Here is a 15,441-nt window from a genome sequence, read left to right on the forward strand (position 1 = left end):
GCTATTTCCCTCAGAACGCCATGCTCCATCAATGGCAATCGCAGTAGCGGCTAATTCGGATTCTGATGTGCCCGGAGAGGGGAGTGCAGGGGTGACGCATTTGGATCTTGAGGGATCGAGATTACTCCAAGTATCAGTCATAATCAGCTGAAATTTAACATCTTAAGCTTGTTTCTGTCGGGTGTTTTCTGTAACTCAGTAGCTGATAATCAATGGCATAAATCACTATTTTCAGCATCGTTTCTCTATAGAAAGTATCTTCTCCATCCTCTCTGCGGTCCCGGATCATCGCAAGGGAAATCATCTCGTTTACCCGCTGGACTATATTCTACTGGTCAAGATAACCGAGAAGGAGGCCGACTACATCCTCAATGTGAAGTCCAATCAAAAGGGGACGCTCCTTGAGGCGGACGGGCTTTTCAAGCCGTTCTACAAGAAGGAAATCGTGCGTACCATATCGGAGGAATGTGGTCATGGACGTGTGGAGAAAAGGGTGATGGAGAGCATCATGGACCCGATGAGATTCTCAGACCTGGAGCACTATATCAGCCTGAACAAATGGCAGAATATGCGCTCGATCCATAAAATGACCAGGGTGAGATATAATAAGCGGACAGGAAAAGAAAGCCGTGAAGTCACCTACTTCATCTCCTCTCACACCGATCCCGAGAAAGTCTTCAAAATGATCCGGGAACACTGGTCCGTGGAGAATAATCTTCACTACTGCCTGGATGTGATATTTCGTGAGGATCAGTCACTTAAAAGAAGAGGTAATGCGGCTGAAAACATAAATATCATATACAAGATCGCCCTCTTCTTCCTTGGCAGAATGAGAGCGAAAGAGAGAAGAGCCTATGATGATTGCCGGAAGATAAATGCCCTTAAGGAATCATCAGAGATCCTTGCTTACGACTATACCGCTTAATTTCAAATGCGTCACCCATATCTGTAAAGAACGAAAATGTTAGATTTGCATCAGAATAACTCACACCCTAACATGAATAACAGTATGAAGAAGTCTCTACTTCTCCTCTCTGCCGGGCTACTGGTCACCGGCACCATCGCCTGCACTAAGGAGAGCACGGCACCCCGCCTACGGGGAAGCAACCTCCCTCAGAGTCTCGAGGGACAGTACGCCACGCTCATCGCAAAGGGCGGTGAGCGGATCGACTCCGCTCAGGTAACCTCAGGAGCCTTTGAGCTCGACTTGCCCGACACCATCTCCCTCACTCGCTACGACGTAGAGCTGGGAGGTCAGGCGATCGGCTACTTCCCCGAGAGTGGTACCTCGACGATCATCCCCGACAGCGACAGCGAGGGATATACTTACGACGAGACCTCCACGCCGATGAATCGCCAGCTCGCAACTCTCACAGAGGAGTACAATACCGCCTACGGCGACTACGTCCGCGAGAGTCTCTCACTCCAGGAGGCGTACAAGGCTGCTGGGAATAAGGTGACTCCCGAGATCTCTAAGAAGGGCGCCGAGCTCTCCGATCGCTTCACTGCACGTGTGGCAGAGATCGCTCGTAAGTGCTTCGAGGAGAATAAGGATAACGAGCTGGGACGGATGGCGCTCTCCCTCTACCCCACCTCCGACTCTAAGGGCTTCGTCGAGCTGTACGAGTCTGCCGGCGACCTGATCAAGGAGGATCCCGACCTGAAGAAGCTCTATGAGCTGCAGCAGGCAGAGCAGAAGACGAGTGCCGGTCAGCCCTACGTCGACGTAACGATGACCGATGAGACCGGCAAGGAGATCCGCGTGAGCGAACTCCGTGAGGAGGGCAAGCACCTCCTCATCGATGTCTGGGCCTCCTGGTGCGGTCCCTGCCGTGCTGCCATGCCGCACCTCGCTGAGATCGCAAAAGGACATACCTCCACGATCAAGGTGGTGAGCATCGGAGGTATCAATGAGACCTTTGAGGCAAATACTCAAGCTCGCAAGGAGCTCGGTATGACCTGGACCACGGTCTTTGACACCACGACTGCCTTCGCCGACGCCTACGGCATCCAGGCGATCCCGACCCTGATCCTGATCAACCCCGAGGGCACCATTGAGCTCAAGACCAATGACGCCAACGAGATGAGTGCCAAGATCGCAGACCTCGGCCTCTGATCATCCCCCAAAAACACAATGAGGGCGTGCCGTCTCCACAGACAGCACGCCCTCGCTTTAGTACTTACCCCAAGAGGACTAAGCCACCCAGGAAGGGACAATGATCATAGGTTCCTAATGCATATGCATTTGCAGCCCGAGGGTTTGAGACTTTGAGTTGTCCGGGTAACATTCCTTCCTCACCACCTAGCAAATAAACTATGAGGAGATATCCGGTGGTCCGGATATCTCCTCATAGAATTTGTAGTGCAGCGTAAAGGCGTTATTTCTGACTCTCCCAGAAGGCAAGCACCTTGGCGGGAAGCGGTACTCTCAGGTAGTCCGGCGACGTGGGAGATGCAACGACGGGATTGCCCTTCTCGTCATAGTGGGTGACCGTGACGGCAAAGTCGGGGTCCAGAGCGCGTCGCTTCAGGTCGACAATTCGGAAGAAGCCCCGGAAGAGGAACTCCCGCTGCCGCTCATCAAGCACGGCCCGGATGAGCTCTGTCTTGTCGCTGATCTGGAGGGGCTTATTGTCCACAATCCGATAGTCACGCAGATGATTGAGGAGACGAAGGGCCTCATCTCTACTGCCGACCCGAGCCTCACACTCTGCCGCAATAAGGTACATCTCAGGTGTGGAGATGCCGACATTGGGACGGATGGCAGGGTTCCATACCAGCTCGCCCGGAGGGCAACTCTCAGCACTTCCACCGGGTACACTCGTGATGAAGATCTCACGTCGCCGATCCTTTGTCCCCTCGAAGAGCCCTGGAATCTCATGGCCGACAAGGGCATACTCATCAAGACCGCTGAGAGGCGAGAGGTGACGGATGAGGATATTCTCCGGATTGAGGAGAGCCTCGGGGTAGCTATTGCGCACCCCTGCCTGCCACTCTTCCTCGTTAAAGTCAAGCGTCTTGTAGTCTACCAGTTCGCTCTTAGTCTCTAGTGCCTTATGGGCATACTTGAGCGCGGTCTCATAGTTCCTCATCTGCCAGGCGGCGCGAGCGAAGATGCCGTAGCCGGCGCCCTTGCTCATGCGGTAAGCATTACCGGAGGGCTGGTCGGGCAGAGCAGGCAGTGCCTCCGTCAGGTCTGCGATGATCTGGCGGTAGACCTCCTCCTGAGTAGCGGGCGAGAGATCCTTATGATTGATGTCGTTGTCGGTGAGTAGGGCTACCGTCTTGATCTCTGCAGCACGCCCTTTATCGTACGACGGACCATAGATACCGACGAGGGTCAGATACTCCAGGGCACGACCGGCAAGCGCCTCCGCACGGACTCGAGACATCTCAGTCTCATTTCCGGAGGCTGTCTTAAGTCCGGTGAGGATGGAGTTGTAGGTAAAGATCCTACTGTAGGCTGCATCGTAATTGCCATCCGCCTTGTCAGGGCCATAGAAAGGTGCCTGGTAGAGATAGATACGCCTCCAGACAGGCGTCATATTCTTCAGCGTCGTCTGGTAGTAGAGGTCCTCATCGAGTGCGGCAGGCACATAGATCTCATCCGCCATCAGATCATACTCGGAGGAGGCGAGAGAGGTCAGCTTGTCGTCATTGAGCAGCAGCTCATACTCCTCCACCTTAGTCGGTATCTGGTAGCCCTTGGGGACATTCCCGAGGAAGTCCTTACAGCCGCTGAGCATCAGCGAGAGCGCGAGGAGGGCGAGTGTTTTGTATATCACTTTCATACGTTACGAGTCGATAGATTAGAGCGTAAGTGAGAGTCCGAAGGAGAAGGAAGCAGGCACCTGTGGCAGTCGTGCCGGTGTCCCCATCCCGAAGGAGTAAGCCTCAGGATCAATGCCCTTACCATTGGCAGCATAGTACCAGAGGTTATTGGCCTGGAGACGTAGCGTCACATCGGTCAGGTGCATGGATCGGAGAAGCGTCGACGGCAGTCTGTAGGTAAGCACCACATCCTTGAGACGGATATAATTTCCGGAGAGGACGTGCTTATCGGCGCCGTACCAGGAAGCCTTCTCACCATCGGTGGGATCATTACCTGAGAGGAGAGGTGTGGTGAGGGGGTTGTCTTCATCGCCCTCCTTGCGCCAAGTATGGATCAGGTCGGCATCCGTATTGGTCCCTGCAGTGACAAAATTGAGACCGGAGAGATAGGGAGCCACCACCTGGCGCAGCTTATGACCGCCATAGTAGACGAAGGCAAAGGAGAGCGACAGGTCCTTGTACTCAAGGGTATTCGTGAGACCGCCATTCCACACCGGGGTGAGCGTACCGACGTGGATCAGATCCTCCATTCGCTCTGTCTCCGTGACCGCCACTCTCTTACCATCGGGGGTGGTAGTATAGACGTGCGGGCGTCCCTGCTCGATTCGATTGCCCTCCTCATCGGTGGTGTAGAGTCCGGCCCAGGGGAGAGCAAAGAGGCTATTGACCGGATACCCGGAGGTCTGCACACCATAGTCACTCATGATGTACTTATTGACGCTCTTGTTCGGCTCGTCTACATCGAGGATTCGGTTGCGATTGTAAGCAAAGGTGAAGTCAGTGCTCCAGCGGAAGTCCGGACTCTGGAGATTAATGGTATGAAGTGTGATCTCCACGCCTCGGTTGTTCATCGCTCCATAGTTCATCAGGAGGTTAGCCCATCCGAGGGTCGGATCACCTGATCGGGTACCGAGGAGGTTGCTCGTTGCCTTATCGTAGAGGTCGATATATCCGCTGATGCGATTATGGAGGATGGCGAAGTCAAGACCCAGGTTGAGCGTCGCTGTCCGCTCCCAGGTGAGTGAGGGATTGGGCGGCGTCTGGATGGTACTGCCGGGCAGGCGGTTCATCTCTCCGTACTGTCCGGTACGGACGATCATATAGGGACCACCGACCTTAGGGATATTTCCTCCGATACCATAGGTAAGGCGGGGCGTGAGACGATCGACCCAGGTCACGTCCTTCATGAAGTCCTCCTTATGCATCGCCCAGGCGCCACCGAGAGACCAGAGTGGCTTGTACTGGATCTTCGGGTCGGTACCGAAGAGATTGGACTGATCGATGCGGACACTTCCGGTGAGATTATACCTATCCAGGTAGTCGTAGGAGAAATTAGCGTACATCGAGATAAAGCGATCGTCATGGTCGGTCACCCGATTGTAGCGATTGGAGGGGAAGGTGAAGCGACCGTTCATCGCCATCGTCCCGGAGAGATTGGCAAGCTTACCGGCGTCATAGGGGACCGATCCCAGAGAAATATCATCGTAACCCATCAGGTAGGACGAGGTGGAGGTGGAGTGGATCCTCCGCCACTCCGTACCGGCGAGGGCAGTCAGTCGGTGGTCCTCGCCGAAGCTGGTGTCGTAATTGGCCTGCATCCTCGCTGTATAGCCGGTCATCCCTCCACGGGTCTCGCGGAGATGCCCTCCCTTCGGTATGTAAGAGACATAACTGCCATCCTCGAGGACAGTGGCGGCATTCCGCATCTGCCGGACGGTGTAGGAGGTGGCGTCAGCAAAGTTCTTACTGTAATTGGCTCCCTTCTCCACCTGTAGTTGACCGTCAAGTGTCAGACCGGTGAGCAGCTTATAGGACAGCTTAGCATTGACACGCGTGTAGCTATTCTCCCCTCGAGACCACTCCATGCTGCGATCACGGAGAGGATTGTACTCCTCACTCTCCAGCCCCCTCGCCAGGAGATCCGCCTTGGAGCTCTCACTCCGCTCCGTCGGGAGACTCAGATAGGATCCGTTGTCTACTATGGGCACATAAGAGGGAAGGCTATAAAGGAGACTGAGCGCACTGGGGGAACCATCGTCGGAGTAGGATCGTCCATAGTTACCCGACACGGAAATATCGCTCGAGAGACGGTCAGACAAGTCGATCAGATTACGGAGCGAGAAGCCGATCGACCGATCACGTGACAGAGCATCCGTCGGGTGATTGCCGGCATAATTGACCGAAGCGATGAAGCGATTACCCTTACCGGACTTGATCATGCTGACGTTATGTGTCTGCATTAGCCCCGTACGAAGAAGTGCATCCCTTATATCGCCGGTATTGCTGTAGCCTGCCAGTCGACTACGCTCTGCCTGATACTCTGTGTCAGAGATCAGCCCCTCACTCCGCTTGGAGAAGAGCTCCATGAAGTAGGGGTAAGCCTGCCTCTGGGATGAGAGCAGGGACCAGGTGATACCAGGGAACTGGCTCTGCATGACATACTCCGAGAGCTCAACGAGCTGCGCGGATGAGAGGCGGTGTAGGTAGTCATACGAGGGCTTCGCCGTCATCTCCATCACTCCGTCATAGGTGAGGCTGAATCCCCCATCTCGAGAGCCACTTACGGTATTGATGACGATGACGCCATTGGCAGCTCGCGCTCCATAGATAGAGGCGGCAGCAGCATCCTTAAGCACTGTCACTCGCTCGATCATGGAGGGATTGATGCTCGAGAGATCGCCCTCGAGCGGCATCCCATCCACCACGATCAGTGGCTTCGTATTGCCGAGAAGAGAGGTGATGCCACGGATCTGTAGTTCACCTCCCCCACGAGACTGCAGACCTGCGACGCCACCCTCCAGTCGCTTGAGGAGCGAGGTGTCCAGCTTCTTGCTGATATCATCCTTACCCATGATAGCAAAGGAACCCGTTGCACGCTCCTTAGAGATCGTCTGGTAGCCGGTGACCACCACCTCGTCCAGCTTGGCCACATCCTCGTAGAGGGTCACCTTGTAGTAGGACTTGTCCGGCTTGAGACTCAGGACAACAGTCGACATACCCACATAGCTGACGGAGAGTGTCTTCTCACCGACTGGGACCTCGATCCTGAAGGAGCCGTCCACCTCAGATATCGCCCCCTTGGCGGCCTGTGGCGCATAGATTGTCGCGCCGGGGATCGGCTCACCATTGGTCTCAAGTACGAGACCCGTGATGACCCGGAGGCCGCTCTCAGTCTGTGCCTTTGCCACTGTGACGAAGGCTAACATCAGAAGGAGCGACAGGAGTGTATTAAGTCTTCGATTCATCATATAAAATAGTGGAAAAATCGGTTTTGTTTCAGAGGCGAAAGATACTTAATTCTTTCCTTAAAGAAGTTATCTCCGGAGAGGACTTTACCCTCCATCTATTACCGGTATTAGAAGAAACTTTTACCGGTATTAGGCAAGACTAATACCGGTATTAGAAATCCTCCTGAGGGGGTTGGCTCTTTGCTTCCTTTTCGATCGTGGTCAGTCACTCTCGTGCTGACGGCGACACCCGGGGCACTCGCCCTTGATGACAAAGGAGATGGAGTGCGGCGTGAAGCCCTCCGGCAGTACCATCTCGGGCAGAGGCAGGTCCTCCATGCAGAAGGACTGTCGGCATGACTCGCAGTAGAAGTGGATGTGCTCGTCCCGTCGGTCGCAGGGTCCCTCACTACCACAGAGTTCGTAATTGAGCAGCCCTCGTCCGTCCTCAAAGGCGTGGACGATATCCTGCTCTAAGAAGAGTGTAAGCACACGGAAGATGCTGGACTTGTCCATTGGGCTCAGCGTCAGCTCCAGGTCAGTCAGCGTCACCGGGTGCTCCTCAGCTCGGAGCGCCCTCAGCACAAGTACACGATTGGCAGTCGGCCTGACCCCTTTCTGCTCGAAGTAAGTCTCTATCTCACGGGTCATCTCACTCGGGGAAGTAAGGACTCAAGGGAGTAAAGAGGAGCACGCCGTAGTCATGCGGCCTTACCCTGATGGTGTAGGGTCGATCACTCTCCAGTGTCACCACCTCCTCGTCTCCGCTCTGGAAGTCAAGCATCCTGCAGCTTCTCCCCTCCTGACAGTGCAGGGTATCAAAGGCGTGTCTCGGGAGCGGCAGTGCGAGATCGGCAGTATGATCGGCAAAGTTGGCGACCACAAGTGCCAGCTTACCCGGACGGTAGCGGAGGAAGGCATACTGTCTCCCGGGATCCAGCCTGTCGCCTACCGCATACATTAGGTCAAAGAAAAGCCCATGATCGAAGACCGGATGGCGAGTCAGCTCAAGCAGTCGATGGTACCGCTCTCGGAGCTCCCGCTGCTCCTCTGTCCGTAAGGCCGGCTGGTGAAGTGCCCTCATGGACTCCATCGACCAGTAGTCGTAGATCGTGGTCCTGCCATTTCGTCCCGAGAAGCCCTCCTCATCCATACCATGCTCACCCAGCATCTGACCGAAGTAGATCATCATCGGACCGCCATCGATGAGAGCCGACACCGCCACAGCGGGGATCCCCTTGGCACCGTTGCCGACGATGAAGTCACTCGCAAGCCGCTGCTCATCGTGATTCTCCATAAAGTGGAGCATCCGACCCGACAGTCCCTCTTGAGACTGCCAGACGGAGGTGATATCGGAGGCGGCTCGCTCTCCTCTCAGCACGCCGATCAGTGTGTCGTAGAGTCCCACCTTGTCGTAGAGGTAGTCCAGCCCGGCATCCAGATACTCCCGATAGCGCCACGGCTGGTAGATCTCTCCGATGAAGAGCAGCTGTGGGAAGTCGGGATGGAGCCTCCGGATCACCCAGTGCCAGAAGGGCACCGGCACCATCTCAGCCATATCGCATCGGAAGCCGTCCACCCCCTGCATCGCCCAGTGGTAGAGGATGTGGTACATCTTGTCCCAGGTATCAGGCACAGGCTCGTCGAAGTGTCCCACCCCGGTATCGGGATCGACGCCGTAATTGAGCTTTACCGTATCATACCAGTCGTCTCGAGAGGGATGGGCGTGGAAGACGTCATTACCCGTCGCCCGAGCGGGATACTCTGAGTAGGCGGATGGCTCCGGGCCGTAGTCTGAGCCGATCACCAGCATCTGATCGGTGAGGTAGTAGAAGTTATTGTCCCGCCGGAAGCGCATGTCCCTATCGTCCCGCTCGCCGAAGTCCTCCTCCAGCTGTGGACTACAGTCCGACTGGTACTGTCGTGCCAGGTGATTGGGGACAAAGTCAATGATCACCCCGAGACCGGAGGCGTGCGTTCGCTCCACCAGCTGCCTAAATTCTTCCCTCCTCTCCTCTGGATCGTCCGCCAGATCCGGATCGACATCGTAGTAGTCCTTGATCGCATAGGGTGAGCCTGCTCTCCCCTTCACCACGTCCGGATGATCATGCATGATCCCTGGGTAGGAGGTAGTGGTGGCATGCTCGAGGATACCGGTATACCAGACGTGGGTAAAGCCGAGCTCCCTGAGGTCATCAAGCCGCTCACAGGTGAAGTGGCTCATCTTACCACAGCCGTTTTCCTCGATCGAACCACCGGGTAGGTTTTTTCCGCTCACGTTGCCGTAGAGCCTGGGCAGTGCCTGATAGATCAGCAGCTTGCTATTATCTTCGTTCATGATGATGTTGTCTATGCATACCACTCTACTTGCAGACCGGGCTTCTTATCGGCAAGAGACCGATCCATTGCCAAATGTAGCTATTTTCCCATATATCAGAATGCAAAAAAGGAGAGGTCCCACAGGACTTGCCTGCGAGACCTCTCGATAGATTAGTGATTATCCCTTAGGGGATCGGATCACTTGCTCTTCATGATGACTACGCGGTTCCAAGCGTTGATGTCATAGGGCTGAACGTCAGAGCCCTTGTAGTCGATCGTGATCAGCTCAGAGGGCACACCGTACTCGTTGATGAGCTTGTCAGCTACGTTGCGGGCACGCTTCTCAGAGAGCTGCATGTTGTAGTCAGAGGTACCGGTCTGTACGTCAGCATAGCCGGTCACGGTGATCGGGGTGTTGTTAGCCTTTACGTACTCAGCGGTGTTGAAGAGGTTGATCTCCTGGTTCTTGTCGATCTTAGAGCTGTCGATACGGAAGTAAACGACATTCTCATAGTTCTGAGCAACAGCGGTGGGCTGTACCTCGGGGCACTCAGGGCAGCGTACGGGACGCTTGCTGAGCTCAGCATTCTGGCTGCGGAGGTCGTTGAGCTGGCTCTGGAGACCGTTTACGAGATCCCAGTCCATAGGCTGTACGCCGTTGAACTCTACGTCACCTACGTTGAAGGTAAGACCGCCACGGATGCCGGTGATGATGTCACCGTGATCAAAGCCAGGTACAAAAGTAGCCTGAGGAGCGATGGTCAGAGCAACGCGCGGGGTGAAGTTGATGTTGAAGTCGATACCGAGGTTGGCAGAGATAGCGTGATCGATCTCGCCGAAGAACTGATCCTTAGCGCCGTTCACCTTCGTATCCTTGAAGATAGCCTTGAAGTTCTCATCAGACGCATCCTGATCCTTGCCCATGATGTTAGAGCCAAAGTAACCCACACCGAGGTAGGGAACTACGTGGAAGACACGATTGGCATCGTAGGGAGCAAAGTAGTTAGTGATGTCGAAGAGGAAGTCAAAGTGGGGATTCAGCGTGCGGAGCTCGATGGGCTTAGCAGCACCGAAGGCCTTGATGTTGTTGTAGTCAAGAGCCAGACGGGTACCGAAGTAGGGGTTGTGCCACTGACCTACAGCGATGCCGGCGCTCCAGCTGAACTTGTCGCCGAAGGCAGCGTCTTTCTGAGCCTCTGCGACAGAAGTATTATCCCAGTGGGTGTAGAAGGGGACGTTGATACCACCGAGAGCCTGGATGAACCAGTGGCTGCTAGTGGGCTCAAAAGCCACCTTGTTGGCAGGGGTCTCAGCGAGGTACTCCTCGTTGGACTTTACCTCCTGCGCATTAGCTGACATGCCGATGAGGCCTGCAGCAACAGCGGAGAGTGTAAGAAGAGTCTTTCTCATAATTTTCAAAATTCGTTAGTGTATCTGTTATGTATAATGCTTGCATCGCTAATGGTCAAGTCTCCACGCCCATTGCCGGTGCAGGGCAGCAGGATACCTGCCATTACACCACAAAGGTAGTAAATAAAATCTTATTTCATCAAAAACACGTTCTCTTCGCTGTAAATTCGCTGCCAAGGAGACTTCTCTGAGCTCACTCCTGACCTCTTACGCGCCTCTCCGTCTCAGTATCTCCGCCCTCAGGATCGCTTCGCGGAGCGTCCGACTCCGGTCCTCAGTGTCGAAGAGACTGCTTCCAAGACTCTCCTCAGGCTCACTGACCACCGAGCGGGTGAGTCGCTCTGTCTCATCCTGTCGTCTTCGGAGGATATAGTCACTCGGCCGAAGCGTACTGTGGTAATCCCTCATCCGCATCGTCGTGTCCGTGGAGCGAGGGGTCATCTCTTCTACGCTCCGCACCGAGGGCACAGGCTTGGGTCGGCGCTTACGCTCTCGCTGCAGTCGACCGCGAGCCTTAGCCCGCTTGGAGGACGACCCGAGGAGCTCCCTTAGCTCTTGCTTGATCTCCCCCCACGTCACATCCTCGTCCTCGGCAGACAAGTCTCGGTCGCTCGACGCCTTGGCGTCGGACTTACCCAGTAACTTGCTCAGCACAATGGCCAGCACCAAAACGATGAGTACAATTTCCATATCCACAGTTCTCTATCAGGCGGTATTCCGATCCAAATCTAAGTAAATTGTCTCAGATGCCGGTCCCTTCTCCCTCTCTTCGTCTGATGTCTGACACAACTAATAGTTTAATGCCCCTCCCTTTTTCGTACCTTTGCGGCGCTAAAGAGACGCTATAAGATGCAGAAAACGAAATATCTATACTTAGAGACCTACGGATGTCAGATGAATGTCGCCGACTCCGAGGTAATCCGTGCCGTGATGCAGACCATAGGCTACGAGACGACCGAGGAGATCGACCAAGCCGATGCGATCTTCCTCAATACCTGCTCCGTGCGAGAGAATGCGGAGCAGAAGATCTACACCCGCCTCTCTCAGCTAAGGGCTCTGCGGGAGAAGCTCTCCCGACCGATCGTCATCGGCGTGCTCGGCTGCATGGCGGAGAATGTGAGGGAAGCTCTCATTACGGAGCATCACGCTGATCTGGTCGCCGGCCCCGACTCCTACCAGGATCTGCCCAATCTCGTCAGCGCCGCCGAGGCTGGCGAACCGGCGGTCAATGTCACCCTCTCCCGCTCCGAGACCTACGCCGATATCGTGCCGGTCAAGCTCCCCGGGGTCCATATCTCGGGATACATATCTATAATGAGAGGGTGTGACCAATTCTGCACCTACTGCATCGTCCCCTACACCCGGGGGCGGGAGCGGAGCCGTGAGGTGAAGAGCATCCTCGCCGAGCTCGACCAGATGCGGGAGATGGGCTACCGGGAGGTGGTGCTCCTCGGTCAGACCGTCGACGCCTACTCCTACACGGACGAGTCGGGAGTGACGACCGACTTCCCCCGCCTCCTCGCCTTAGTGGCCGAGCGAGCCCCCGAGATGCGGATCCGCTTTACGTCGCCCAATCCCATGGACATGACCGACGAGACGCTCCACACCATGGCGGCCCACCCCAATATCTGTCGCCACATCCACCTCCCCCTACAGAGCGGCTCCGATGCGGTACTCAAGCGGATGCGTCGCGGCTATGACGTCGCTCAGTACAAGAGTCGCGTCGAGGCGATCCACCGGATCCTCCCCGACTGCGCCATCACCACCGACATGATCACCGGATTTTGCGGCGAGACGGAGGAGGACTTCTGCGATACCCTTGAGCTGATGGAGTGGGTCCCCTTCGACAGCGCCTACATGTTCTACTACTCCGAGCGCCCCGGCACCTACGCTGCCAAGTACCTCGATGACGACGTGCCGGAGGAGGTCAAGATCGACCGACTCAGCCGCATGATCGACCTCCAGCGGCGGCTCTCCGAGGAGTCGAATAGGCGTCAGATCGGACAGAAGGTGGAGGTGCTCGTCGAGGGCTTCTCCAAGCGATCCAGAGCCCAACTCTCCGGCCGCACCTCGCAGGACAAGGTGGTGGTATTTGACAAGAAGGAGGGCGTCCACCTCGGCGACACCGTTCGCTGCCACATCGACGACGTCACCAGTGCCACCCTATTGGGCCATCTCGTCTGACCACACCATATAGTATATCTTCCGCCTATCGGTTTCTCCTCAGTGTTATCTGATATATCATGAGACGAAGAACTCTTCTGCTGCTCCTATGGAGCTTCCTGGCGCTGATGCCCTCGCTCTCGGCGCAGCGCGTCCGGGTCGCCTGCATCGGCAACTCTGTTACCTACGGTTACGGGCTGGAAGATCCGGCGGCGCAGTCCTAACCCACCATCCTCGGTCAGCTCCTCGGAGAGGGGTATGAGGTGCGAAACTTCGGTCACAGTGGATCTACCCTCCTCCGGGACGGACACAATCCCTACGTGGAGACGAAGGAGTATGCTGCGGCACTCGATTTCAAGCCCGACGTAGCGGTGATCCACCTGGGACTCAACGACACCGACCCCCGCAACTTTCCACACTACCGGGATCGCTTCGTGGCAGACTACTGCACCCTGATCGACACCCTCAGGGCGGTTAATCCGGAGATGGACATCAGGATCTGCAGTATGACTCCCATCTTCCCCTGTCACTCACGATACATCTCCTCCACGCACGACTGGTACCGGATCCTGCAGGGACTGATCCCGCGGGTGGCGGAGGTCCGTCAGACGGGATTTATCGATCTCTACGAGGCGTTTCGCCACCGCCCCGATCTGATCACCGATCTGCCCACGCTCCACCCCAATGCCCGCGGAGCTCGTCATCTGGCAGAGACGGTCTTCCGATCCCTTACAGGTAACTACGGCGGCCTCAGCCTCGATGGCGCCTGGCAGCCTCACATGGTGCTGAGGCAGGGGATGACCCACACGATCACCGGTCATGCAGACAGAGGGGACCGGGTTACTCTAAAGTGGCGAGGCGAGCGCTATCTCTCAGCACCGGTGGAGAATGATGGGAAGTGGTCAATCACCTTCCCCGCCGGAGAGGCGACCGTAGAGCCTCAGGTGCTGTCCTTAGAGGGAAAGGAGAAAAAGATCACTCTCTCTGACCTCCTCGTGGGAGAGGTCTGGCTCGTCAGCGGTCAGAGCAATATGGCGTTCTCTCTCAGGGATGCCACCGGCGGACCAGACTATGCAGCTGCTTGCCATCCCCGGCAGGGCACCCTGCGGCTGCTTCGCCTGCGACCCTTCGCCGAGACAGACAGCAAGCCATGGAGCGAAGAGGCTCTGCGCCGGGCCAATGAGCTTGACTTCTATCACGGCGAATGGAAGGCAGTAAGTACCGAGACGGCACTCGACTTCTCAGCCGTGGGATACGCCTTTGCCACACAGATGGCAAGAAAATTAGACGTGCCGGTAGGCGTCATCGAGATCGACAATGGCGGTACCCCTCTCACCTCATGGGTGAGCAGAGACATTCTGGAGGACGATCCAAGGTTTGCCAAGGTCTTTGACCACTGGCGAGATAATGACTACACCATGCGGTGGTGTCGGGAGCGAATGGAGACCAACCTGCAGCTCACGAAGGATCCCTTCCAGAGACATAGCTATGACCCCTCCTTCAACGAAGAGACCGGCTACCGCCTTATCTATGGTCAGTCGCTCTCCGGCGTGCTCTGGTATCAGGGCGAGAGTGATGCGGAGAATGCGGAGCAGTACGGTCTCCTCTTCCCCCGCTTCGTGCGGGATCTGCGTCGTCACTTCGGCTCCGATCTGCCTGTGCTGACGGTGCAGCTAAGCAACCTTGATCGTCCCTCCTGGGGGCGATTTAGAGACCTGCAGCGCCGTTTGGCTGAGGAGATGAAGGGGGTAAGCCTCGTCACCAGCTATGATCTCGGCGAGCGGGGCGATGTGCACTACCACTACAAGACGCCTCTTGGCGAGCGTGCTGCACGGCTGGCACTTCAGTCTGTCTACGGTCACCGTGACGGGGCAGAAGCGACTGCGGCGAGACCCCTACGCATCGAGGCGTGTGCCGACGGATGGAGGCTCTCACTGGATGCCGGCGAAGGGACTCTCGAGACCTCCGACGGCGCGGAGGTACGGGGTCTCCTCGGGGAGACGCTGGATGGGCAGTGGATCCCGCTGCGTGGCGAGATCGACGGGGCTAGCCTGAGGATCAAGTGTCCCGAGGGATCACTCCGGATCGTCTCCGTCGCCTATGCCTTCACCGGCTGGACGGATGCCAACCTGCGCACCGCCGGAGGACAGCCGGTCCCCACCTTTATCCTCCCCATCCCGGAGCGGTAGTAGCCGGGGGATGAAGATGCCCTCGGACTAATACCGATATTAGACGAAACTATAGTCGGTATTAGTGAACACTAATATCGGTAATAGTCAAACCTAATACCGGTAATAGAAACAGCCTTCATCCTGCTGCTGACACCCAGCACATTAGGGAGCCCCCTACAGTTAGTGATACAGGCCTCTTATCCGTCAGGTCTCCGGATCCAGGGGTGACGCATTTGAGCGTTACAGGAGCCACTCCACTCATTGTGAAGAGTGGTGAACGATGCACCCCGACAGGGGTGCCCGCTTTTTAGACCCGGGTC

Annotated in this window: 11 protein-coding genes; 5 read left to right on the top strand and 6 right to left on the bottom strand. The window is 56.2% G+C overall.

Features of this window, described 5'->3' with window-relative positions:
• The first annotated feature begins 340 nt into the window (after positions 1–340).
• Entirely contained in the window at positions 341–925 is a 585-nt protein-coding gene (locus tag B088_RS03985; RefSeq protein WP_281109919.1) for an ISAs1 family transposase, read from the top strand.
• 72 nt (positions 926–997) lie between these two features.
• Positions 998–2,116 carry a TlpA family protein disulfide reductase gene (locus B088_RS03990; protein WP_018107119.1) on the top strand — a complete coding sequence of 373 codons (1,119 nt, stop codon included), beginning with the start codon at positions 998–1,000 and terminating at the stop codon, positions 2,114–2,116.
• Between the two features lie 262 nt (positions 2,117–2,378).
• Here the strand turns inward: B088_RS03990 and B088_RS03995 are convergent, their stop codons facing one another.
• The 6 genes from B088_RS03995 to B088_RS04020 all read right to left on the bottom strand — a co-directional run bounded on the left by B088_RS03995 (position 2,379) and on the right by B088_RS04020 (position 11,477).
• Positions 2,379–3,791, bottom strand: a complete 1,413-nt coding sequence (locus B088_RS03995; RefSeq protein ID WP_018107120.1) for a RagB/SusD family nutrient uptake outer membrane protein — start codon at positions 3,789–3,791, stop codon at positions 2,379–2,381.
• A gap of 18 nt (positions 3,792–3,809) precedes the next feature.
• Complete coding sequence (locus tag B088_RS04000) at positions 3,810–7,076, bottom strand: SusC/RagA family TonB-linked outer membrane protein (RefSeq protein ID WP_162137994.1); 3,267 nt, start codon at positions 7,074–7,076, stop codon at positions 3,810–3,812.
• A 204-nt stretch (positions 7,077–7,280) separates the two neighbouring features.
• Positions 7,281–7,709 carry a Fur family transcriptional regulator gene (locus B088_RS04005; RefSeq protein ID WP_018107122.1) on the bottom strand — a complete coding sequence of 143 codons (429 nt, stop codon included), beginning with the start codon at positions 7,707–7,709 and terminating at the stop codon, positions 7,281–7,283.
• Between the two features lies 1 nt (position 7,710).
• Positions 7,711–9,396: an alpha-amylase family glycosyl hydrolase gene (locus B088_RS04010; protein ID WP_018107123.1), complete on the bottom strand. Its 1,686-nt coding sequence runs from the start codon at positions 9,394–9,396 to the stop codon at positions 7,711–7,713.
• 179 nt (positions 9,397–9,575) lie between these two features.
• On the bottom strand, positions 9,576–10,787 hold the full coding sequence (locus B088_RS04015) for an OmpA family protein (RefSeq protein ID WP_018107124.1): 1,212 nt from the start codon (positions 10,785–10,787) through the stop codon (positions 9,576–9,578).
• A gap of 207 nt (positions 10,788–10,994) precedes the next feature.
• Positions 10,995–11,477 carry a hypothetical protein gene (locus B088_RS04020; RefSeq protein ID WP_025081953.1) on the bottom strand — a complete coding sequence of 161 codons (483 nt, stop codon included), beginning with the start codon at positions 11,475–11,477 and terminating at the stop codon, positions 10,995–10,997.
• A gap of 159 nt (positions 11,478–11,636) precedes the next feature.
• On the opposite strand from B088_RS04020, the gene miaB reads away from it, so the two are divergent.
• From miaB to B088_RS04030, 3 genes are read left to right on the top strand one after another with little or no spacing between them, the layout of a single operon-like run.
• Positions 11,637–12,971 carry a tRNA (N6-isopentenyl adenosine(37)-C2)-methylthiotransferase MiaB gene (miaB, locus tag B088_RS04025; RefSeq protein WP_025081954.1) on the top strand — a complete coding sequence of 445 codons (1,335 nt, stop codon included), beginning with the start codon at positions 11,637–11,639 and terminating at the stop codon, positions 12,969–12,971.
• A gap of 59 nt (positions 12,972–13,030) precedes the next feature.
• Complete coding sequence (locus B088_RS08570; RefSeq protein WP_155802292.1) at positions 13,031–13,174, top strand: hypothetical protein; 144 nt, start codon at positions 13,031–13,033, stop codon at positions 13,172–13,174.
• A 6-nt stretch (positions 13,175–13,180) separates the two neighbouring features.
• Positions 13,181–15,139 (top strand): sialate O-acetylesterase, encoded by a 1,959-nt coding sequence (locus tag B088_RS04030; RefSeq protein ID WP_281109920.1) that lies wholly within the window; start codon positions 13,181–13,183, stop codon positions 15,137–15,139.
• The last annotated feature ends 302 nt before the right edge of the window (positions 15,140–15,441 follow it).

The sequence above is a fragment of the Porphyromonas bennonis DSM 23058 = JCM 16335 genome (genome assembly GCF_000375645.1).
Lineage (GTDB): Bacteria > Bacteroidota > Bacteroidia > Bacteroidales > Porphyromonadaceae > Porphyromonas_A > Porphyromonas_A bennonis.